Genomic DNA, 21,778 nt, shown 5'->3' with positions numbered 1-21,778 from the left:
TGGCGTTAACGGCCAAACTCTGCGTCTGATGCCTCCAGCCGATCTTTGGAAAAATGGGCGCTAAAGTGGAAACCGGTCTCATCCAGCCGGCGCTCAAAACGCCCTCCAAGACGCCCTTCAACCATTGTTTGAATAAGCCGGCTCCCAAATCCTCGCCGCTCCGGCTGCTCGGGAGGCGCTGCGAGCGGTTCCCGGCGATGCTCCCGCCAGTCTAGGCGGAGAGCATCAGGCGCATCTGCGTTGGACACTTGGATGTGCAAGCGATCGCCCTCTCCCAAGCCGCCATATTTTAAGGCGTTGGTGCCAAGCTCATGCAGGATCAAAGATAAAGGCATCACCGCCTCTCTGCAGATCACGATGGGGGTTGCGTCGATGGCGATATTGTTGTGATCCGGCAGCATGGTGAGAGAGTCCTTGATCAGGTCAGGGAGCAAAACACCACGTTCAGCCTCTACGATCGACGTCTTATTCGCACGCCCTATGGCAATGATGCGACCCAAAAACATGTCATCCAGCTCCTGGATCGACTGCGCCTGACGAGAACATTGGCGGTAGATCGAGGATAAAACGGACAAGCTGTTGCTGACCCTATGCACCATTTCGGTGCGCAAAGTCTCACGGCTCTCAGCCCCTTGCTTGCGGCGTATGGCGGCACCCACTTGGCTGCCAACAGTTTTCACCAAACGCAGGATCTCCGGGTCCATTCTGGAGCTATCTGTGCCGAAAAACTCAAGCACCGCATGAACATTGCCCCCATGTGGCACCGCAAGTGCCACACCGCGCGTTAACCCCACCTCAGTAAAAATCTCGCGGCGCAAGAATTTGCAGTCATCAATCAGGTTTTCGAGCGCCTCCAACCCGCCTGATTGCCAGGCCCGGCCCGGAAGCCCTTGCCCCGGTTTGAACTGGAGGCGGGAGGTGACCTCTACAACCGGCCGATACCGTTCATCGCGCAGGCACCAAATCCCCGAAGGCTCCAAGATCTGAGCGCGGCCTTCGCCCCGTACAACATAGAGATGCCCCGCATCCATGCTGGCAATATCGCATACCTCGTCGAGACAGAACTGGATGAAGTCATCAAGGGGCACATCTTCGATCAGCTTTTGGCCCATATTCATGACAGCCGTCGCTTCTCGCGCGCGCAGCTCTTGTTCGCGATGCGCCGCTTCCTCAATAGATCGATCGCGCACAAAGGCGTAAAAACTATGTTGCTGGTCGGAGTGGTTGATCGCGAAGATCGACAACTCGACCGGAAACTCGACGCCTGTCCGGTGCAGGGCCGTAATTTTGATACGTCTCTCAAGAACGGGGCCTTCGCCTGTGCGGTTGTAATGCTCAAGACCGCGCGCGTGGTGTTCACGATGTTGAGCCGGCACAATCAATTCACCTAAGACCGCGCACAAGGCCTCCTCCTTGGACCAACCAAAGAGTTCTTCGGCCGCGCCATTCCAAGCCGTTACGCGCCCCTCTGAGCTCATGCCTATGACTGCATCCAGCGCCCGGCTCAGCAGAAGCTCTAAATTCTCCATGCCCGCATCTTTCTCCCCCTATCAGTATCTTAGGCAAGAACTGTAGATCAGTCGAGAGAGCTGCCAAATGGCGCATGGCATGACCTTGAACATGGTTCGAAGCGCCTTCAATGCTGTAACAATTCGTGTCACCGCTCAGCATGTCGTGGAGTTCTAAGAAAATGGACTGCGGATTAAGGTTCAATTGGCTGCGTGACGAAGAAGGTGCAATTACGCTTCTTTCTCTCTTCATGTTTTTGACTGCACTTGTTCTTGGCGGACTTGCTGTGGATTCAAATAAGGTCATTTCCGAGCGGACACGGTTGCAAGCAGCAGCCGATAGCGCAGCTCATGCCGCCCTATACACTCGTGAAAAGGACGGGTCGGAGGCTGCTGCAACCAAAGCCGTGGAAACCGTCAGTGGCATGCTTTCTATGAACAAATTCGGAAGCTCCGCGCTTCTGACGACAGATGTCAGCTTTGGGGAATGGGATAAGAGTGAGCTAACTTTTCGAGAGGATTCAGACTCAGATTCTGCAGTTCGCGTATATGCAATGATGAAAGAAGAACGGAATAATGCTTCCCGCAATCTTCTATTAGGTTTAATAGGCCGGGATACCTTTGATATTGCGGTAGAGTCTGTTTATTCGACCTATTTTCCGGGCTGTTTTACCGAAGGTATGGTCGCTGAAGGAACAGTAGACGTTCGGTCTAACAACAGCTTTACAAGCGGGTTTTGCATTCACTCGAACGAATATGTGAGTATGAACCAAGGCAATTACTTCGAAGCTGGAACAGTGGTTTCGATGCCCAACATCGAAGACATCAATATACCAGCGTCCGGCTTTGAAAAGAACGATGGACTTCAAACTGCCCTCCGCGACGGAAAATATCGCCTCAGGCTCCTTAATCAGCTACCGGAAATTATTGACAGCTTCTGGAACGCCGAGGCTGAACATCTTCCTCAATATGTAAGTTCCAACTACTATCACGAGGTAGATCTAAAAGAGTACCCAGGATTACCACCTGGTGAACAAGAGCCTAAGGGAAATGCGCAATCTCTGAGCCCGTATCACTTTATGCGAAACGCCGTGAACCGAATGTCGTGTCCAGGGTCAGGAAAGATGACGATGGATGCAGGATTGTATCAACAAATCGTATTTGTTACCAACTGCGAACTCAAGTTTGCAAATGGGGTCGTCTTTGAGGACGCCGTCATAGCGACAACTAATAAAGCGACGACATCATTTAATTCTCCTCAAGGTTTACAGATTGGACGTAACGACCATTGCGCGGATGGTGGTGGGGCGACCCTGATGACCCTAGGAGGTTTCAAGGCTGCATCTTCACTAAGTCTCCACAACGGGCAGATATTAGCATTGGGAGATATCCAGTTTTCTGCAAATGCCGGAGGGGTAAATGGGGCGTCCCTTGTCTCTAATGGTCGGATAATCGGTACGAGCAATATGGACATGGGGTACTGTAGCAATTCTGGTATGGAGAACGCCTATCGCGCGCCATACTTTCGGGTGGTGAAATAAAGCGTCGTTTTCGCCGATGGGGATTCAACCAGGCCCTTTATTGTTGATTGTCCCAAAGCCGAAGCGGCGGCATTACAGCTCATATGTGGGAGAGCCCAAGTTTTTGTCCGCACCTCCCTCGCGCGCTTCTTGGATCATCTCTGCGGCTTCTTCTCGATCTTCATGGTCAGCTTTTGGGGCGTCTTGTTTCGCCTCCGCAGATGGCTCGTATTGAAGCTCCGCAAAGACCGGGAAGTGATCGGAGCCAATATTAGGAAGACGGCGCAGTTCTACCAGCGTGAAGGAGGTATCATGAAAAATATGGTCCAGCGGCCATCGCAACAGCTGATGACCGGCGTGAAAGGAATTGAACATGCCCCGGCCGCGGCGCGGGTCCAGAGCGCCACTCATACGCTGGAAGAGCCGCGTGGTATGTGACCAGGCCACGTCGTTCAAATCCCCTGCTACAATCGCGGCGCGCTTTGAGCGCCGCATTTCTTTAGCAACCAACAAAAGCTCGCCATCGCGCCCTTCGCTGTCGTGATCGGGATCGGGCGGGCGCGGATGGACCCCAAAAAATTCGATCCAGACGCCCGAAGGTAAAAGCACGCCGGTGCGGATCGAAGGGATTTTGTCCGACAGAAGAAATCGCACGTCATCTGCTTCAAGCTCGAACTTTGAGAACAATTCCATGCCGTAGTAATTGTCCTGAGGGCGCTTGATCCGATAGGGGAACAGCTCATCAAGCGGGACGAGCTTTTGGTGCCACCAGTCGTCTGTCTCAACCACAAGCAGCAGGTCTGGATCGACCTCACGCACCACCTGGAGAAGATCTGTCGCCCGGCGGTTTTCCATCAGCACGTTCGAAATCATGACCTTGATGCTATCTGCGCGCCGGTATGAGGAGGTCTTCCTGACTTGGTTCGGGGCAATCATTGTGTAGGGAAAGATCCGAACGAGTTGGAGACCCAGAGCGGGCACCATAAAAATTAGGTAAAGGACGTCCCACAGGTCATTGATGTCAATAAATAAAATGTAGCTCGCAAGCAGAGACGCCAGCGCCGTGGCGATCTGTAGACGGGGAAAATCAGCCGCCCGCACCCACCATCGGGCGCTGCGAATAAGGGGAAAGATCGTCAACACGACGAAGATGCCGGAAATGACCCAGTAAAGAGGTCTCACATCAAAATTCCTTCCCCATTGTGCTTGAACAGATACATCGAAACCATCACGCGGCAAGGGACGGCCCTCCGCAGCCGCAGCCTGTGCTGAAATTAGACTTCAGCAGTTTATGCTTGCGTCTGAACGCATTGCGGCATGAGCATGCAGCGAGCAAAGGGAAGAAACCTATGATCCGCAGCCGGTTGAAGTTCACCATCCGAAATCTCAGCGAAAAGCTTTGGATCAGGCCCCTGCGCAATGCGGTGCTCGCAGTTCTGATCGTCTATGTCGCACATCTTGCCGACCAGCTGCCGCTGCAGGATCTGGTGCCCGACATCAGCATTGAGACGGTAGAGAAGCTGCTGACGGTGATCTCAGCCAGCATGCTTGGCGTGGCTACTTTTGCTGTGGCCTCCATGGTCTCTGCCTATGCCTCCGCCGGGGGCAGTGCGACACCGCGTGCTTTTGCGCTGATCGTTGCAGATGGCGTGTCTCAAGAGGCTTTGTCGAGCTTCATCGGTGCCTTCATCTTCAGCATCGTCGGCATCATCGCCGTCAAAGTCGGCTTTTTCGGCGTGGCGGGGCGCTTTGCGCTCTTTTTGTTTACCATCGCGATATTTGCCTGGGTGATCCTCACCTTCGTACGTTGGGTCGACAACATTGCCCGGCTCGGCCGCATTGGAAACACGATCGAAAAAGTCGACGCCGCGACACGAGAGGCTTTTGATCATTTCCACGCCTCAGCACCTCTCGGCGGCAGACCGGTCATCAATTTCCCCGAGAATGGCGTGGATATCTACTCTGATGAGCTTGGGTTCATCCAGCACATCGACACAGGCCGGCTTGACGACTGGGCAGGAGAAAATAACGCGATGATCTACGTCAGAAGCCTGCCCGGTGCCTTTGTCGACCCTAAGCGCCCACTTGCGACAGTCGTGACACGCACAGAGAAGACTGTGCTAGATCTGGACATACCGCTGAGTGCCTTCGTCTTGGCTGAGCGCCGCACCTATACCAACGACCCCCGCTTTGGCCTAATTGTCATGTCAGAGATCGGGTCTCGCGCCCTGTCGCCCGGCATTAATGATCCAGGAACGGCAATTGAAATTGTCGTGCGCCTGTCGCGTATCCTCCGCGATTGGACTGTAAAGCAAGAGGGTGAAGACGCACAGCGCCCCCAACTCGAGCGGGTGTTTGTGCCTCCGCTTGAGCCCGGTGATCTTCTCGAAGACGCTTATGGCGCAATCAGCAAAGATGGCGTGGGGTCGGTAGAAGTTGGTATCTGGATACAAAGATCGCTCGCCTTGTTGGCGCAGCTACCAGAGGCGGGCATCCGACAAGCCGCTCAAGTGCAGGCCAAGCTCGCCTTGGAACGAGCGGAGCGGGAGTTGTCGTTTCCCCATGATCTAGCGCGGGTGCGCCGCGCGCATGACGCCGTGTCCAAGCTCAAGCTCCATTAAGTCCAGACCCGCAGCGCCATCACAGACGGCCTCTCTCGATTGAGCATGGCGTATAAAGCGGGTCTGGAGCCCTAGCTCAACCGGCGCAGAGTCTAACATTGGCGCCCCCGAGAAATAGGCCCCGCGCGAAAGTTCTTTGGCGACTCGCCCAAATCTGCGATCCTTATGGGATCAGAGGGGGAACCAAACATGTATTTGGGGAAATTCTCATGGCTTGCACTTGTCTGCGGGACAGCGGCACTTGCCGAGCCGAGCTTGGAACGAGGCAAATACCTTGTTGAGGGGCCAGCAGCTTGCGGAAATTGTCATACGCCCATCGGGCCTGAGGGTCCTGTCGCGGAGATGCAACTCGCAGGGCGTCTTGTGGAGAAGACGCCAGACTTTACCGCCATCGCCCCCAACATCACGCCAGGCGGACGCGTCGCAGAATGGACCGATGAAGACCTTGCCCGCGCCATCCGCGAGGGGGTAACTCCCGGCGGTTCTCGGGTCATCGGCCCTCCCATGCCCATCGCACTCTACAGCCGACTATCGGACGACGACGTCTATTCTATTGTCCAATATCTCCGGACCGTGCCGGCTGTCGAGAATGACCCAGGCGACAGCGTCTACAGCTTTCCCCTGCCCCCCGCATATGGGCCACCCGTGGGCACGGTTCCCCACCCCGAGGAAGGCGTCACGGTAGCATATGGTGAGTATCTTGCCGGCCCGGTTGCCCATTGCATTGAATGCCACAGCCCGATGGGCCCAATGGGCCCCGATTGGGTCAATCAGCTCGGCGCAGGGGGATTTGAGTTCCATGGTCCCTGGGGAAGCTCTGTCTCAGCAAACCTGACGTCCCATGCGGAGGATGGCCTTGCCGCTTGGACCGACGCAGAGCTCAAACAGATGATTACGCGCGGTGTGCGCCCTGATGGGGTAAAGATGATGCCGCCGATGGGGTATGGCTATTACAGCCAGATCAGCCCCGAGGATCTTGATGCTATCCTCCTTTATCTGCGGCAGCTGCCCGCCCTGCCTGACCCAACATAGGTCATGAGATCACGCAGAGGGAAACGATTAGACGATTTGGGAAATCAACTGGAGCGTCACATCATTTTTTTGTCGGATGTTCTTTGCGCTCATCCGGGTAGTAATCTTGATGGCTAAAATAAGTGGCGAGCAGCGCATATAAGGCGCGGGCGTCAAATGACATTGGCTTTGTACGCCCCTCCAGAGGGGTGCCGCCTGAAGGCCAGATCAGCAAACGTCCCGCATCTATGCCTTCGATGAGCGCCCCCTCCCCTTCAGTTTCACTCCATTGTTCAGGAGAGATGATTGAATCTGATGCGTTATTATAGCCAGGACATTTTTGAGGGGACCAATTCATTGAACGTTCCTCTAATAGAATAAGGACTTTAAATCAGCTGCTGATAGAAATGAAGCACAGATAGGCTGTCTAGACCGTAGCGGCTTTCGTAGCTTTGGGAAGCGATAGCAGTGTCAGCTCTAGAGAGGGTCTTATAGAAGCGGGCGCAGTTCACGTTGACCTTAGTCATCGCGAAGCGTCGCCAGTTGGCAACTCACTTTCCAAACCAACCCGGTCGGGGCGTAGGTGAGCTCGACATCTGCTGAGAGTGATGAGGCCGTCAGCTTGTCGATCACAGTCGTTCCAAACCCACGAGACGTTGGCGCTGATACAGCGGGACCATCCTGCTCGCACCAAGACATAGAAAAATTGCCGTCCTCAACCGACCAGTCGATGACGACGCGGCCCACATCGTTGCTCAGACTTCCATATTTGGCAGCATTTGTGGCCAATTCATGCATTGCCATGCCGATCGCCTGCGCTGCGTGCGCGCTAACTTTTACCGGGGGACCCACTACCGTCACCCGCTCCCTGATTGCTTCAAAATGCTCAAGCTGGCCCCGCACCAATGCGTCCAACTCAATCTGCTGCCACCCGTTGTTCACCAGGATATCTTGGTTGGCCGCAAGAGCCTGTAGCCGCTCGCCAAATGCCTCGATGAAGTTCTCTGGGGATCGCAGGGCTGTTTGTCGCGCGATCACCTTGACGACAGACAGCAAGTTTTTGCCGCGATGGTTCACCTCACGCATCAGCATTTGGCGGTTTTCGTCCAATTCTTTCCGATCGGTAATGTCTTGGATGATTTTGATGAGGTAGGAGATCCGCCCCTTAGCGTCGCGCACGCAGCTCACCGTGGTGTGGCCCCATACCAAACTTCCATCTTTGCAAAGATAGCGCTTTTCCAAATCGTACTCATCGGCTGCGCCGGATTTAAGCGCCTCAAGTGCGGTCCTTCCTCGAGGGATATCCTCAGGATGCGTGAAGTCATCAAGCAGGCGGCCCTCCACCTCCTCTGCGCTGTAGCCAAGCATTTCTGCCAAGCGGTCATTGACGCGCATCAATGCGCCTTCCCCACTCACAATGCTGATGCCGACACCCGCGTTCTTGAACGTGGCCTCAAAGCGCTTCTGAGACATCTCAATGTCTTTTGTTCGCTCTTTGACCCGCGATTCCAGTTCCGCGTTGATTTGAGCCAAGTCCAACAACGCCTGCTTTTGCTGGCGCACAATTGCAGCGACAATCAATCCAATGGAAGCCGCGGTCAGGATCAGGAACTGCATCCTGTTGTGCATAAGTGCGATGCTCAAAGCAGGGCTATCGGAGGCACCGAGAATATGCCCATGCGCACCGATCACGAATGTTAATCCCACCACCGCGAGAGCCGCCCCGCGAAACTCAAATCGCAATGCGGCCCAGAGAACCGGCAGCGGCAACAAGTATGTATAATAAGACCCTGTTGCCAAATCCCACGCGGTGACGCCCACCAGCAAACCTGCAATAACAAAGCCTTCAAGCAGCGCGCGCCCTTGGAGCCTCATGCCATCACGCCAGGCATTTACAACTGTGATTGTCATTGGGGTGGCAATCAAAGTGCCTGTGGCATCCCCCAACCACCAAAGCGGCCAGGTGTCTGCAAAGGAGCTTTTGCCTTCTGATGCAACAAAGGCACTGCCAATGGTTGCGCTGATCATAGGGCTTAACAGCACGCCGATGACCAGCAGCCCCAGAACCTGGGACAGCGTGGTCAACCGCCGGATGGGGGCGTCAAAAAGCGGGGCGAGAATGTAGCCCGCCGCAAATATCGCAGCCGCGTTAGCGACCATATACCCAAGGGCGGCGGTGACGGTGCTGTTGTACCACAGGAAGTTTCCAGTGATCTCTCCGAAGATCCCAAGCGCAATCCACCACGGCCAAGTTTCTCTGCGGTGGATCAGCAACGCCGCGAGGATCACGCCATTGGGCGGCCAAACAGTAACGGGGGCGCCCGGCACAATCGCCATCCACCGACCAAAAGCAGCTGCCAACAAGTAAATCGCATAAAAGCCCAGCACAGATGGAATACTGGGAAAGTGCGCGCCCCTTCTGGCAGCCTTATCGGGGCTCTGCGCAAAGCCAGCATCCAAGTTCGCCAAGGCCCCTGACGACAGCGTTCGGGCAAAGAAAGTCCCCTTCACATACTTCCCCTCTCATCAGGCTTTTGAAAGATACTTTCATATTCTTGCATGTTTGCAAAAATGTTTTTGGGACCCGTAATCTGTCTTGGTCGTGCTCGTAAAGCCAAGCTGTAAATCCTCTCTGGCTTCGGCTGCCTTGGGGCAAGCACCAGAGCCTGGGTGCCATACCAACTTCAAGGCTCGTGCAGAAACGCCATCAGATTTTGTGCTGCATGCAGGATACGAATAATCTCAACGTGGTTACCGTCTAACCAATAAATCCACCAGATGCGCACCCTTTAGATGAACCCCTGCAGGCGGCGTAAATTCTGCACGTACTCGGGCAACTTCCGGAAAGTCGGCAAGCAGCTCAAAGACCGCAAACAGACAATATGCATAGCGATCCGTTTGGTCAGGAGCCTAGCTGGCAGCGCCATGTTGCCAGATTTCAGTAATACCGTTCTGCGCAACCGGACGAAGCGTCCAGTGCCCGCTACTTGGCATAGTGCGCGCGCATATCGGCTTTAAATCCCTCACGGTCTAGCGAGACACTTGGTCCGCTGGCAAATCCCACATCCATGGCAGCCTGAATCTCTGCAATTGCGTCGTAGCGCGCATGGTCCCGTCGGATCAGGTCACGAACATAATCACTTGAGTTGGCATAGCGCCCAGATTTGGACTGATGCTCTACCCAAGATTTCATCGATCAGATAATGAAATATTCATGGTAGCCATAGCGCCCCCTTTTCCAATCAATATATGGCAAGGATTGCCATATATTGATTCTAATTAGCGCAAGATTCAAATTGTACCGACTTAGGGGGCGATATCGACGGAATCCAGGCTCTCAGGCGCCCACCACTGCTTCATAATGCTGACGTCAGAACGGATGTTCTGCTGTCACTAACTTACGGCTGACGAGCCTCCATTATCTTTTTCGGTAAAAAGTCACGCAAACTACTCTCTATGAGGAGCTATGACTGAAATCTGGTGTTTGTGCAGTTTGAAGGTTGGCGGCGTATTTGGTTGATCTGTTGTTGCGAGACAGCAAGGCACCCGAAGGAGATTTACCATTTCAGATGCTCGCCACCATCGGTGCAGATCAGTTGCCCGGTGACCGCAGGGGCATCAATAAAATAGCCCAATGCTGCGGTGATATCCTCAAGGTTTACCCCTCGCTCCAACACTGTGTCTCGACGCTCTTGGGCAAAGACTTCTTCAGACTGATGTTGACCTTGCAAGGTTGGTCCAGGGCCTATGCCGTTCACCCGGATTGCCGGCGCCAGCGCTTGGGCCGTCGTACGTGTCATGGCCCAAAGACCCATCTTGGCAATGGTATAGCTCATGAACTCCGGCGTCAGGCTGTGCACGCGTTGGTCAATCATGTTCACAATCAGCCCAGTGGCACGCGGCTCGCCGCGTTCATCTGGCGTGGCGTGCAGCCCCTGCCCCGCCATGGCCTGCGTCAGCACAAAAGGCGCGCGCAGGTTGCTGCCAATATGGCGCTCCCAGCTTTCAGGGGTGGCCGTGTAGATGTCATCCGCTTCAAATATCGACGCATTGTTGACCAAACAGGTGATCGGACCTCCAAGCGCCGCCGCCGCGCGGGGCAGCAGGGTCTGCGTCTCAGCCTCGTCGAGCAGGTTGGCTTGCAATAGAGAGGCACGCCGCCCCTGCGCCACGATGTCAGCGGCTGTTTCTTCCGCCTCCATCCGCGAGGTGGCGTAATGCACGGCCACATCGAACCCTCGTCCCGCAAGGTAGAGCGCCATAGCGCGCCCGAGGCGCTTTCCAGCGCCGGTCACCAGTGCTCGACGCATGACGCCTCTCCTCAGATCCTAATCAGACTTGGGTAAAACACATAAAGCGCGCGCAGCACCAGACCCCCCAAAAAAGACAGAGCGGCCGAGATCACTTAGCCAACATGGAAGAGCGTGTTGAACAGCTTCGGGTCGAAGCTTTGCGCGGCAAAGGTATCGCCTTGGGTCAGCACGCTAATGGCATCATGGCTGTGCAGGCTTTCTTGATGGCTTGCCACAATGCGGAAATCCCCTACCCGCGCATCCGCAAGGAGCTGTTCACAAAAGAGCCGCGCCGCATCCTCGACGAAGATCGGGTTGGCGGCGTTCAGCTCGGCAAAGGCCTGTTCGTCTTCGCGTTTGACCATCACTTGGGTTTCTGTCGGCACCGCGCGGCGGCAAAAGTCAATCAGGTCTTCAAACCAGAGGCAGCCCTCTGCGTCGAGGACCTCCACCGAGATCCGCGCGACCGAGCGCTGTGAATGCGGCGTGGCCAACTGCCCGCGGGTTGCGCGGGCATGTTCGCTCAGCTCCAGCGAACAAGGACAGGTGCTGGAATAAACATAGTCGAGATGGACGATCTTTTTGCGCTTCCCCTCCTGTTCTACAAGTTCCAGCGCGATGTCGTAATATTGGTAGCCGGCGAGCCCCGAGCGCAGACTTTCGATCTTCATTGGGAAGGAAAACCGCATCTGGATCCGCGCATCGAGGCTTTCCAGATCAGCTTTATAGTCATCCAGCGCGGCTTCGATCACCTCGAAGCTGAAGGTCGCTTCAGCATGGCGGTAGAAGCTGCGCATGATACGAGACATATTAATGCCCTTCTTCTGCGCATCGAGCGAGACCGACCCGGTGACCGAGGTTTCAAGCTGCAAATCACCGGCGCCGCGGCTGTGGTAGCGGATCGGCAGGCGGAAGTTGGAAATGCCCACATGCTGGATCAACTGCTGCGCGCCGCGGATCAGGCTGGAAGGGCCGTTTTGCAGGTCAGGCAGCGTGGCTTTGTAATTGGCACCCCCGGTGAAATCCGCCGGATAGATGCGGTTGAACGCGGGGTATCCGGCACCGTTTACCATCCGCGCGACCGCGGGGTCGAGCGCGGCGACCTCGGCCGAAGTGGCCTCCTGAGCCCACGCGCGCAGGGTGGCGAGCGCAGCCTTGGCCGCCTTCCGATCCGGTGTCTCTGACACCTTTGTCTCAATAGTCATAAGCGCCCCTTTGATCTGTCGGCCGCACGCTAAGATGGTTTAACCGGTAACACCATGGCACAGCGCAGCAAGACGACACCTTGGCCAGCCCCTCGTATCGGGTGACACAGACCAAAGGCTCTCGAACGTGACAACGTTTGCAGAGCAGGCCTGGGGCTGCCACTACGGTCCCCAGCCCGAATTGACTTGCCAAGCATTTCCCACATAGATGCACAATCTATGGTAATATCCGAGGCGACAGGTGCCCCTTTCAAAAATCAACGGTAAACTTCTGCATTTTGTCCATATCCCTAAAACGGGTGGATCGTGCATCACAAGCTACCTCAGGGCCAAGGGACCGCTGGCTCTTTACAGCCGCGAGCCGGTAGAATGGTCCAAAACCACGCCTCAACATATGGAAGCAGCAACGCAGCGCATGATCTTGCCCGATGGTTTTTGCGATCATCGGTTCTGTATTCTGCGCGACCCGTTTGAGCGTTTGCTGAGCGAGTATCGCTACCGTGCGACCCGAAAAAATCCTGCCGAGGCACTGCCCGAGCACATCGGGCCCGGCGACGCACTGACCGTGGAGCTCGATTGGACGACAGAGTTTTGCGGCACCTTTGATGCATGGGTTGAAAAGATTTTTGCAGATCAGATTGCTGACCCCTATCTGTCGGACAATCACATCCGACCTCAGGTGGAATTTACCGGGCCCGACGTAAAGATGTTTCTCTTTGAGGAGGGCCTCGAGCAGGTGTTCCACTGGATTGACCATGTCACTCAAACTGACCGCGCCATCGTGCCTCTCGACCGCAACAGCAGCGTGAAATTCTCCATCCAAATGCTTGAACAAACGCGTAAATCAATCGAAAACTTCTACCAAGAAGACCTGCAGTTGATCCAAGAAATCAAAGCAGGAAGGAGATCCGCGCTGCAAGTATCACGCTAAAGTTCAAGGCCACCACCGGCCCCCTGTGAGGAGCCCTCATAGGGGGGCACATGCTCTCCCGCGCGGTCCAATACTACGTCACAGGACAGAACTCTGCTTGGTCAAAGCATAACAGACAGGGTAAGGAACTTCTGGCGGTGAGAACCAGTCCCCGTCCTGCAAAGTGGCATCTATTTTGAAAAGGCCTCAAAATTGCCACCAATATCTGGTTGTCTTTGAACCGACATACGAGAGCGACGGGGACCATCAAGGATCGATTATGAGACTTAAGAATATTCTGAACCCCATTTTTGTGGCTGCCTTGCTCGCCCTCCCCACTATAGGGGCCGCGCAAACAATCTTGACTGTTGCAACCTCCGAGCAATCCGCGACCTATACGCTGGAAGATCTGCTCGCGCTGCCTCAGACCACCGTTGTGACTAAAAACGACTATGTGGATACCGCAGCCACGTTCCAAGGACCGCGCCTGCGCGCGGTGCTGGAGCCCCTGAATGTCGCGCCCGATGCGACCCTAAAAATGGTGGCACTGAATGATTTCAGCTCAGATGTGCCAGCCGTAGATGCCTTTGATTACGATGTCATTCTGGCGGTGCTGCGTGACGGAGAGCCGATGTCAGTGCGGGACAAAGGACCTATTTGGGTCATTTATCCGATGGACGACCATGCGGAGCTTCAAGACAATTCCATTAACGGCAGACTGGTATGGCAGCTCAAAAACATATCCGTCGAGTGACCGATAAAAGCAGATCCGTTCGCGCGGCGCTTCTCGTATTTTTTGTAGGCGCCGTGCTTTTTGGCAGTGGGATCGTCTATAAGCTGAGCGATAGGGTCGACAATATCCAGACCGCGGAGCAAAGCGACCCGCTCTGGATCGGTTCACAGCTTCAGTTCGAAATGCTCAGGCTTGAGAAAGAGCTCAGCGAAGTCGCGCTCGGCCTTAGACCCGCAAGCGATGTGGCCTTGCGCTTTGACATCGCCTGGAGCCGGATCACGATCCTTCAGGAAGGTAAGCTTTCGCGGCTTCTCAAGAGTTTTGCCATAGATCAAACCGTGCTTTCTGCCCTTGAGGAAACCTTCCAGACCGTTGAGCCCCATATTGCTGAGTTCGCAGCACAAGAGATGACAGACGCCGTGCGGCGGCAAAAGGCCGCGCATATTCTGGATGCTCTCGAAGGCTACGATATGGCTTTACGGGACTTGTTGGTGGCCCTTGCACAGGCCAAAAACAGCTCTCTCACTGAGTTCAGAACCGGTCTGCTGTCTTTATCGCATGCCATTGCCTATCTCGGCATGACACTTTTGACCCTCTTTGGCATCTTCGCCTCCCTGCTTCTGATCGAACTGCGAGCTGTCAAAAAGAGGGAAAGAGAAATGCGCATTTTGGCCGAAGAAGCGACCTCAGCATCACGCATGAAAATGAACTTCATGAGTGTGGTCAGCCACGAGTTGCGCACACCACTCACCTCGCTTCTCGGCGGGCTGTCTTTGCTGAAAGCCAAAGTGGGCGCCACGTTGAAAGACCCAACGGCTTTGAAACTGCTAGACGTCGCCAGCCGCAACGGGGATCGGCTGCTCACATTGGTCAACGATATTTTGGATGCCCAAGCCTTAAGCGATGGAAAAGTCTCGGTAAAGCGCGAGTCAGCGGACCTCAATGAAGTCGTCATAGCCGCGGTTGAAAATTGCCAAAGCTACGCGGAAAAGCTTGGGGTCCGCTACGCTGTTCACACCCCCAAAGAGACCTTGATCTCTTTCACCGACAGCGCGCGGGTGGCGCAGGTCCTGAACAACCTGATCTCCAACGCCGCCAAATTTACCTCCCCCGGGGATGTGGTTGAGGTCAGCCTGACGCGGCTCAACGACAAAGCGCGGATCGAAGTCACCGACCATGGGATCGGCATCCCCGAGGCTTTGCAGCCCGACATTTTCACTCCCTTTCATCAGATCAACCCCGGCACCACCGGCGCAAACAAAAGCAGCGGTTTGGGGCTGAGCATCACCAAACAATTGATAGACCTGCTCGGCGGAAAGGTGGGGTTCACCTCCGTCGAAGGAGAAGGATCGGTGTTCTGGATCGAACTGGAACTGCGCTCGCACTCTCGTGAGACCTCAAATGCGCGATTTACCCCGGTGCTTCTTACACCCCTAGCTTAAAAGCAATGCCGCTGCTGCCAAGCTTTGCGCGATGCGCGTGGTTTACCCCCTCTTAAGAGAGCAGATGTGCGCATCTCCAAGGGCCAGCAAACTCAGTTTAATGTCTCTCGCATGGCGCTAAGCTCAAAGGGACATAGCGCTACTTTCGCATAAGCATCCTGAATAAGCTGGGAAATCATCGGGTCGATGTCGCCATATTCTTTCATTAGCTTGCTGACCTCGGCATAGGTTAAGTCGCTAAACTTGCGTGCGTTCAGCTGGTTATACCCTTCTACGAAGTTATCCACACTGTATCCGGTCATTCTTTAATCCTCCCCAGGACTTTAGCAGCGCTAAGTGTCTTTACAGAAAATCGCGCGGTATTCAAGCATTTCGATTTGGACGTCTAAATCAGATAAAGCCAGTTGGTCGTCACAGCATATCCATTGCCAGAGCGCGCTCCGCCGCCTACACATTTGAGACGATATACGGGGAAGTGCATATGTGGAATTCGAGGTACGTATCCGAGATTGATTATACGTTCGGTCATTTTCCCCTTTTGTCCTCGGACAGCCTAAAGCCCGCAGCCCTGCTGGCGAGCGACAAGCATTCCGTTCCAGAAAGCCCCACAGATCTGGAGTTGGACGCATGCAAGATTTTGGGTAGCAATTAGGGCTCTTGATGCGACCAGATTATCTGCATGGTCTTTTTGACCGTCCTCATATGCGCAAAACAGTCCTTTATGTTCTGATATTTCTACTGACGCTGTGGCATGGCCATTTTTTTCTGACCGGTTACCGGCTGTCGGCTGACGATGTCTATTTCACCTATATTGCGCTGCAGGGACCCAAAACTGTTCTGGAAACGGCCCGCTGGATTGCCGAAGGGCAAGGACGGGTCGGATTTCTCTATCTTCAGCCCATCAATATGTTCGCGGCGCTGATGTCTGAGATGTTGATCTGGCGCCTCGTGTTCGTCACGCTCTACTTCTCCACGGTCTGGTTAATCTTTGTCTATGCGGGAAAGGTGCTCAAACTTTCCATCGCACCGTTTTCTTTTCTCATTTTCCTCGCTCTGCATCCCTTGGGTTTTGAACATCTTCCCCCCACCACCTACCCCTTACAGAACACCCTGCCTTTTTTGGTATTGGTCAGCTGTCGCCTTGTTGCCCTGTCTTACGGAGAACGGGGGGGCTGGAGGGTACTGAACCGCTTGCTTCAGTTCGGCGCCATGCTGGCCACCGAATTTGCTTTGCTTTTGGGCATCGTCATGGTGGCGGCAGAGGTATTTGCCAACCACCCCTTGTCCCTGCGCCGCCCTCTGCCTTGGCTGCGCGCTCTTGTGAAAGACACACGCGTCTGGATTGAGATCGTCACTCTGGGTTTGGTCGTGGGCGTCTATATTGCGTATCGGCTGGCGCATCCCTCAGGGTATGAGGGAAACTCTCTCGCAGGGATCGGCAATCTCGGTGCTCTGATCAGCACCACCTGGCACCATATCAATGATGGGTTGGTGCTGCCGCGCTTTAGCAGCCGTTTTCTAAAGGTGCCGCTCTCGGTCTGGACCGGGACTGCCCTGTCAGGCCTGGCCATGTATGCCGCAATCATTTTGACCCTTCGTATCCCCTTTGGCAAAAAAGTCTCTTTCGCAGCAGTCGCGGCGTTTCTGCTGATCAGCATGATCTTTGTGACGCTGCCTGTCAGCGCGTCGCTTAAGCAGCAGGGCTGGTGTCAAGGAACAGGCCATTGCGCCTATCTCGACAGCCGCACCAGCATTCTAGGGGTGGTCTTGCTCTTGGCCGTCGCCGGGGCGGCCGCCTTACGGCACAGCCCACACAGAAGGTTCGGGGAGCTCCGGCGCCCTCTGGTGGCCTGCGTAACTGCAGTGATCTTTGCTCTGGGCGGTCTGCACCACTGGCATGTCGCCCAAGATATGCTGCGCTACGATAGAGTTTGGAAAAGCGCTCAGCTCTTGGCCTGTATGCCAAACCTAGTTCCCGAAACGCCCGCCCAGCTTTATGATCTCATCGACCCCGGTCATGTGGTTCCCTTTCACGAGGACGAGGCCCCCCTGCGGTTCTGGCCCCTCTACCTCGAGACCGTCCGCCGTCAAAGTGACTGTTCAGGCACGCAGGTGCTACAGCGCAGCCTCGCGGGGAGCTACCTTCCCAATTTATGGCCAGAAGAGCTGCAGAATATTGGCGGGGATGAAGGGTCGAGGTATTTAGGATCTGGCTGGTCTGAAATCGAGGATTGGGGCGTTTGGAGCCACGCAGAAAAAGCGGAGCTGATCATCATCCCCAAAGGGTTAGAGCCCGGGGATCAGGCAAGATTGCAGCTCGATGCGCAGATGTTTCTGGGCCCAGACCGGAGCGCGCAACGCCTTATCATCACACAAAATGGCCAAACACTTTGGGAAGGCACGCGCGGCTCAGAAGGCCAATCCCCTGATCCGATCTTCCGCCTCCTGCCTCACGATCCTGCACAGGAGACCATCACCCTGACGCTCATATTGCCAGATGCCCATGCGCCCCCAACTGGCGGGGATACCCGCACGCTTGGTATTGGTTTAAAAGGACTTCTCCTACATAGGCCCTGATAGATTATCGGGGCGCGTAGACCCAAAATTTAAGCAAAAGAAACGTGATGGCAGGGGTTCCACAGGCGATAAAAATCCCGGCCCAGCCTGATGCCCAACCCAACCCTTCTGTGACCAAGGCCACCCAGAATGCATTGAGCACGTAGCCCACGGCCACCACCACGGCAAAACGTAGCGCCAGCGTGCGGCCCGTCCCCGCCTGCTTGGAAGATCCCGCGAAACTGAACCACGTATGCCCCACATACGACAGGCCGACGCCGACCAAAAACCCCATAGCGTTGGCGACTTGAGGTGATACGAGTGAAAGCATGCCAAGATAGGTGCCTACATGCACCCCGGTGGCCAATGCCCCTACGCCTCCAAAGCGCAAGATTTCCCCAAGAAGATGGCGCATTAGGGTTTATGATCCTCGGCGTTTGCCGTCTCAAACTGAATCTGCTCGCGCACCAAATAAATAGGCCGTGCCTTCACCTCGGTGAATATGCGCGCCAAATATTCGCCAATAATGCCTAAGTTGATCATGATCAGCCCATTGAAAAACAACAGCACCGTGGCGAGCGTGGCAAAGCCGGGCGTATCACGACCGAACAACAATGTGTCGATCAAGATATAGAGCATGAACAAAAGGGCCGCTGCCGCGACCATAAATCCCACATAGCTCCACATTCGGAGCGGCACGGTGCTGAAGGAGATGATCCCTTCCATTGCCAGTTGGAACAGCTTCCGGAACCCGAACTTACCACTACCCTCTTGGCGCGCGGGGCGCACAAAATCGATCGTGGTTTGGCGAAAACCAAGCCAGGCAAATATTCCCTTCATAAAGCGGGTGCGTTCTGGAAGGCGGTGCAAGGCATTCACCACCTCACGGTCCATCAACCGGAAATCTCCGACATTCTCTGGGATTTCCACATCAGACATCATTCGAAGCAAGCGATAGAACATACGGGCCGAGCCGCGCTTAAACATCGTATCCGAACTGCGTTCAGCCCGGCGCGCCAACACGACATCAAACCCATCCTGCCAATGCGCCACCATTTCTGGCAACAGCTCAGGCGGCTCCTGCAGATCGGCATCTATTGGGATGACAGCGGCGCCGCGCGCCAGATCCAGCCCGGCGGTCAACGCGGCCTCTTTACCGAAGTTCCGCGTCAAGTCGACGACCCGCACGCGCGGATCTTTCCGCGCAATACCTGTCAGCGCAAGAAGCGTGGCATCGCGCGACCCGTCATTGACACAAACGATCTCGTAGGGGAGCCCGATATCATCCAGTATCGGACGGACCGTGTCGAAAAAACGCTGAATTACGTTTTCCTCGTTGTACATAGGCACAACGAGGGACAATTCCGGGGCGCCCATGCTGTCTGGAGTATTGGTCATTGAAAACCTAATGTCTGAATATGGTCACCCAAGGCAACACGCTGAATGCTAAACTTCCCCGGCAGGCTTAACAAAACCACACCCCCAATATCTATAAATAAACGACCCTAACCCACACATCCCCTCAGGAAGAAAAGAAGCTCTCTGTTTGGAAGCCACGTGGGGGCCGCGTCTTGCGTCCCGATGAGGACGTTTGGGTATCAGCTGACTGGCAGCTGGGCCGTCAACCTGGAAATAACCTTATCTGCCAGAATGATGAGCAACCTCTCACTGGCGTCATCCTGTGCGGCAACAGACAAAGTTCCTTCGGAAGAGTAGGATGTGAAGGAGTCTACTTTTCCAGAGGTAATCACATCCCCATTCGTCTCATCGATCAACTGATAGCTCACATTTCCTATTTTATGAGAAATGTTCATGTCGCTCACATCCAAGCCTTGATCATATATCGAGATATTATACCGCAAGGTTGTGCTGGCACCCACGTTGCGACCCAGACGTTGCTCAAAACTGCGGGTAAAAATGTACTCTTCCCGGTTTGTAGGCGCCACCAACTTAATATTCTCAAGATCTCGACCCAGCTGAGAGCCAGAGGCATAGGTCGGCTCAAACCCACAGGCGCCGAGACCCAAAATCATGAAAATGGCTATAAAATAATAGCTTACCCAACTTCGCATTTTATCACTCCTGTGCAAAATAGCCCTTTCGTATAAGCGTCGAGGCTAAAGGAAACTCTTGCCTTTCCAAACGCCTAGACCTTTTTGGGGTATGCATTCACCTTCTGTCTAAGCAAACTCACAATGTGATGACAGCGCAAAACACCCCCCTAGCTATAGGCATGGGGGGCCCTGCAGTCTCGGTCTGCACTGATGTTCAACACTTATCTCTCACCAGTCTAAGCGAGCACCTTTGGCGGCTCGTTAACGCGCAAGACCGAAGGCCCCCGAAGAATGACGCGGTCCTTCAGAGGGCGGAGGCAAATCTAGCGGGGCTCCAAAGTCAGTTCGAAACCTTCCAAAAGCACCGGCACTCTCCCGCATCGCTTTGGGATGCTCTCCAAGAAAAGGAACATAAACCTTACGTATGAAGACCCGCTGGAGGTCTAGAGTCTGCTCAGGGTTCCAGAGGGTCTTTGGCGGCGGCTTCGCGCGGGCGAGGATCATAGAGCTGAATAACATTCGCCGCACGGCTTGGAGCGACGCGGCGCCGAAAACCGGCATAGCGTTGGGCAGCATAATGTATCCCGAGGCCCAGAATGGATCCCAACCCAATGCCCGCCAAATCCGCGATAAAATCGAGAAAGTCACCTGAGCGTCCGACAAAGGGCTGTATGATTTCAATAAGTGCGCCATAGGCTGTGGCCCCCAGAATTACCCGGGTAAGCCCCTGAGGATAGAGAGCGGCGCAAGGCATCACCAAAGCTGCGAAGGCCAATATATGGTGATCCTTATCGCTGCCAGCCACATCTGGAAGGCCCAGGGGAAAGAGCGTCAGGACACCGATGCAAATCATCAGACTCGTCGTCAACCACAAGACAATTGTGCGGCGGGACGGGGTCAGAGCAATCGCTCGCAAACTGGACATGAAGGCTCAACCTATCGTTAAAAGCGCTGTGCTACGGCAACAGTGCGTCTTCAAGCGGGGATGACGGCGCATATAGAGCGCCTTTAAGCCTCCGTGTTTATCACGCAGGTGTTGAACTTTACAGCCATGGGAGAGACGCTCGGCAATCGCGCGCTATACCTGGCGCGGTTAAACTCAGCCCATTTACCGCCCGCCTTCAAAGAGGAGAAAGCCTCCGTCTATAACTATCCTTGCTGGGCAATACCCTTGATAACAGCTGCAACTTCTAATGGCGTCTCGATACAGGGCAAATGCCCGGCGCCTGAGATTTCAACGACGCTGGCTTTTGGTATGGATTGTGCAAATTGCGCAACGATGTGCGAAGGCGTGGCCAAATCCTCTGTGCCAGATATGCAGATCACCGGTGCGTCGATTTGTGACGTTTGATCGCGCAGATCCGTATCGCGGATCGCGCGGCATGCCGTCGCGTAGCCCTCAGCAGGGGTGCGCGCGAGCATTGATCGATATCCTTGCAGATCGCTTGGCCGGTCGAACCTGAACGCAGCCGAGAACCAGCGCTCAAGTATACCATCTGCCAAGGCCTCAAGACCGACCTCATCGAGTTGGTCAAGACGCGCTTGCCAACTCGCTGCATCCCCGATCCGCGCAGCAGTGTTGGACAACACCATTGAAGAGACAAGATCAGAGCGGGCGTGGAAAAGCTGTTGTGCGATCATTCCCCCAATTGAGACACCGCATATGAGGGCCGGACCAAGACAGTAGTGGTCCATCAATGCGGCTACATCTGCGGCATAGGTCTTCATGTCTGCGTCACCCGTCTCGGAGAGACCGTGCCCACGCTTATCAATCTGCAACACCGTCCAGTCGTCCGGCAACAAACTTGCAACGTCATCCCATATGCGCAAATCCGTCCCAAGTGAGTTCAAGAAAACGACGCTTGTCTTGCCGCTCAAGCGGACCTTATGGTGAAGGACAGTGCCGTTCATTTCTAAAAACGTCAT

Annotated in this window: 19 protein-coding genes and 1 pseudogene; 7 read left to right on the top strand and 13 right to left on the bottom strand. The window is 54.9% G+C overall.

From position 1 onward, the window contains the following. Positions 1 to 5: 5 nt before the first annotated feature. The gene (locus DSM14862_RS16795; RefSeq protein ID WP_243254402.1) at positions 6 to 1,529 is read right to left on the bottom strand and encodes a PAS domain S-box protein; all 1,524 of its coding nucleotides are present in this window, start codon (positions 1,527 to 1,529) and stop codon (positions 6 to 8) included. A gap of 161 nt (positions 1,530 to 1,690) precedes the next feature. Here DSM14862_RS16795 and DSM14862_RS16790 point away from each other — a divergent pair, with 161 nt between their 5' ends. Next, on the top strand, positions 1,691 to 3,049 hold the full coding sequence (locus tag DSM14862_RS16790; RefSeq protein ID WP_050770485.1) for a Tad domain-containing protein: 1,359 nt from the start codon (positions 1,691 to 1,693) through the stop codon (positions 3,047 to 3,049). 72 nt (positions 3,050 to 3,121) lie between these two features. Here the strand turns inward: DSM14862_RS16790 and DSM14862_RS16785 are convergent, their stop codons facing one another. Beyond that, the gene (locus tag DSM14862_RS16785; RefSeq protein ID WP_131541720.1) at positions 3,122 to 4,267 is read right to left on the bottom strand and encodes an endonuclease/exonuclease/phosphatase family protein; all 1,146 of its coding nucleotides are present in this window, start codon (positions 4,265 to 4,267) and stop codon (positions 3,122 to 3,124) included. Positions 4,268 to 4,377: 110 nt separating this feature from the next. On the opposite strand from DSM14862_RS16785, the gene DSM14862_RS16780 reads away from it, so the two are divergent. Further along, positions 4,378 to 5,649, top strand: coding sequence for a DUF2254 domain-containing protein (locus tag DSM14862_RS16780; protein WP_007121362.1), 1,272 nt, complete (start codon positions 4,378 to 4,380; stop codon positions 5,647 to 5,649). 189 nt (positions 5,650 to 5,838) lie between these two features. Beyond that, a complete protein-coding gene (locus DSM14862_RS16775; protein WP_007121361.1) occupies positions 5,839 to 6,681 on the top strand; it encodes a c-type cytochrome in 843 nt (280 codons plus the stop codon). A gap of 61 nt (positions 6,682 to 6,742) precedes the next feature. On the opposite strand, the gene DSM14862_RS16770 is transcribed toward DSM14862_RS16775, so the two are convergent. From DSM14862_RS16770 to folE2, 5 genes and pseudogenes are all read right to left on the bottom strand, one after another. Next, positions 6,743 to 7,018, bottom strand: coding sequence for a hypothetical protein (locus DSM14862_RS16770; protein ID WP_243254400.1), 276 nt, complete (start codon positions 7,016 to 7,018; stop codon positions 6,743 to 6,745). 161 nt (positions 7,019 to 7,179) lie between these two features. Continuing rightward, positions 7,180 to 8,997 (bottom strand): MASE1 domain-containing protein, encoded by a 1,818-nt coding sequence (locus tag DSM14862_RS16765; protein WP_243254555.1) that lies wholly within the window; start codon positions 8,995 to 8,997, stop codon positions 7,180 to 7,182. Between the two features lie 646 nt (positions 8,998 to 9,643). Further along, a pseudogene (locus tag DSM14862_RS16760) lies at positions 9,644 to 9,885 on the bottom strand (type II toxin-antitoxin system ParD family antitoxin). Positions 9,886 to 10,217: 332 nt separating this feature from the next. After that, positions 10,218 to 10,970 carry an SDR family oxidoreductase gene (locus DSM14862_RS16755; protein WP_243254554.1) on the bottom strand — a complete coding sequence of 251 codons (753 nt, stop codon included), beginning with the start codon at positions 10,968 to 10,970 and terminating at the stop codon, positions 10,218 to 10,220. A gap of 95 nt (positions 10,971 to 11,065) precedes the next feature. Further along, entirely contained in the window at positions 11,066 to 12,157 is a 1,092-nt protein-coding gene (gene folE2, locus DSM14862_RS16750) for a GTP cyclohydrolase FolE2 (RefSeq protein ID WP_007121251.1), read from the bottom strand. A 241-nt stretch (positions 12,158 to 12,398) separates the two neighbouring features. Here folE2 and DSM14862_RS16745 point away from each other — a divergent pair, with 241 nt between their 5' ends. The 3 genes from DSM14862_RS16745 (at position 12,399) to DSM14862_RS16735 (ending at position 15,242) form a co-directional block, all read left to right on the top strand. Next, positions 12,399 to 13,088: a sulfotransferase family 2 domain-containing protein gene (locus DSM14862_RS16745; RefSeq protein ID WP_083804605.1), complete on the top strand. Its 690-nt coding sequence runs from the start codon at positions 12,399 to 12,401 to the stop codon at positions 13,086 to 13,088. A 259-nt stretch (positions 13,089 to 13,347) separates the two neighbouring features. Continuing rightward, on the top strand, positions 13,348 to 13,821 hold the full coding sequence (locus DSM14862_RS16740; protein WP_007121249.1) for a molybdopterin-dependent oxidoreductase: 474 nt from the start codon (positions 13,348 to 13,350) through the stop codon (positions 13,819 to 13,821). Next, positions 13,791 to 15,242: a sensor histidine kinase gene (locus DSM14862_RS16735; RefSeq protein ID WP_243254553.1), complete on the top strand. Its 1,452-nt coding sequence runs from the start codon at positions 13,791 to 13,793 to the stop codon at positions 15,240 to 15,242. Before DSM14862_RS16740 ends, DSM14862_RS16735 begins: the two co-directional genes overlap by 31 nt. A 92-nt stretch (positions 15,243 to 15,334) precedes the next feature. Here DSM14862_RS16735 and DSM14862_RS16730 read toward each other — a convergent pair whose 3' ends face one another. Continuing rightward, positions 15,335 to 15,544 (bottom strand): hypothetical protein, encoded by a 210-nt coding sequence (locus DSM14862_RS16730; protein WP_007121201.1) that lies wholly within the window; start codon positions 15,542 to 15,544, stop codon positions 15,335 to 15,337. 358 nt (positions 15,545 to 15,902) lie between these two features. On the opposite strand from DSM14862_RS16730, the gene DSM14862_RS16725 reads away from it, so the two are divergent. Then, the gene (locus DSM14862_RS16725; RefSeq protein ID WP_243254552.1) at positions 15,903 to 17,819 is read left to right on the top strand and encodes a hypothetical protein; all 1,917 of its coding nucleotides are present in this window, start codon (positions 15,903 to 15,905) and stop codon (positions 17,817 to 17,819) included. Between the two features lie 4 nt (positions 17,820 to 17,823). On the opposite strand, the gene DSM14862_RS16720 is transcribed toward DSM14862_RS16725, so the two are convergent. The 5 genes from DSM14862_RS16720 to pcaD form a co-directional block, all read right to left on the bottom strand. Continuing rightward, positions 17,824 to 18,213, bottom strand: a complete 390-nt coding sequence (locus DSM14862_RS16720) for a GtrA family protein (protein ID WP_007121199.1) — start codon at positions 18,211 to 18,213, stop codon at positions 17,824 to 17,826. Next, positions 18,213 to 19,196, bottom strand: coding sequence for a glycosyltransferase family 2 protein (locus DSM14862_RS16715; RefSeq protein WP_208855135.1), 984 nt, complete (start codon positions 19,194 to 19,196; stop codon positions 18,213 to 18,215). The genes DSM14862_RS16720 and DSM14862_RS16715 overlap by 1 nt, the downstream gene beginning before the upstream one ends. Positions 19,197 to 19,396: 200 nt before the next feature. Then, on the bottom strand, positions 19,397 to 19,870 hold the full coding sequence (locus tag DSM14862_RS16710; RefSeq protein ID WP_007121197.1) for a lipoprotein, putative: 474 nt from the start codon (positions 19,868 to 19,870) through the stop codon (positions 19,397 to 19,399). Positions 19,871 to 20,306: 436 nt separating this feature from the next. After that, positions 20,307 to 20,777, bottom strand: coding sequence for a VanZ family protein (locus DSM14862_RS16705; RefSeq protein ID WP_113075765.1), 471 nt, complete (start codon positions 20,775 to 20,777; stop codon positions 20,307 to 20,309). 224 nt (positions 20,778 to 21,001) lie between these two features. After that, positions 21,002 to 21,778, bottom strand: a complete 777-nt coding sequence (gene pcaD / locus DSM14862_RS16700; RefSeq protein ID WP_040701996.1) for a 3-oxoadipate enol-lactonase — start codon at positions 21,776 to 21,778, stop codon at positions 21,002 to 21,004.

The organism is Sulfitobacter indolifex, assembly GCF_022788655.1.
GTDB lineage: Bacteria > Pseudomonadota > Alphaproteobacteria > Rhodobacterales > Rhodobacteraceae > Sulfitobacter > Sulfitobacter indolifex.
Note: the sequence above shows the minus strand (reverse complement) of the source record. Positions and strands in the feature narration are given on the sequence as shown.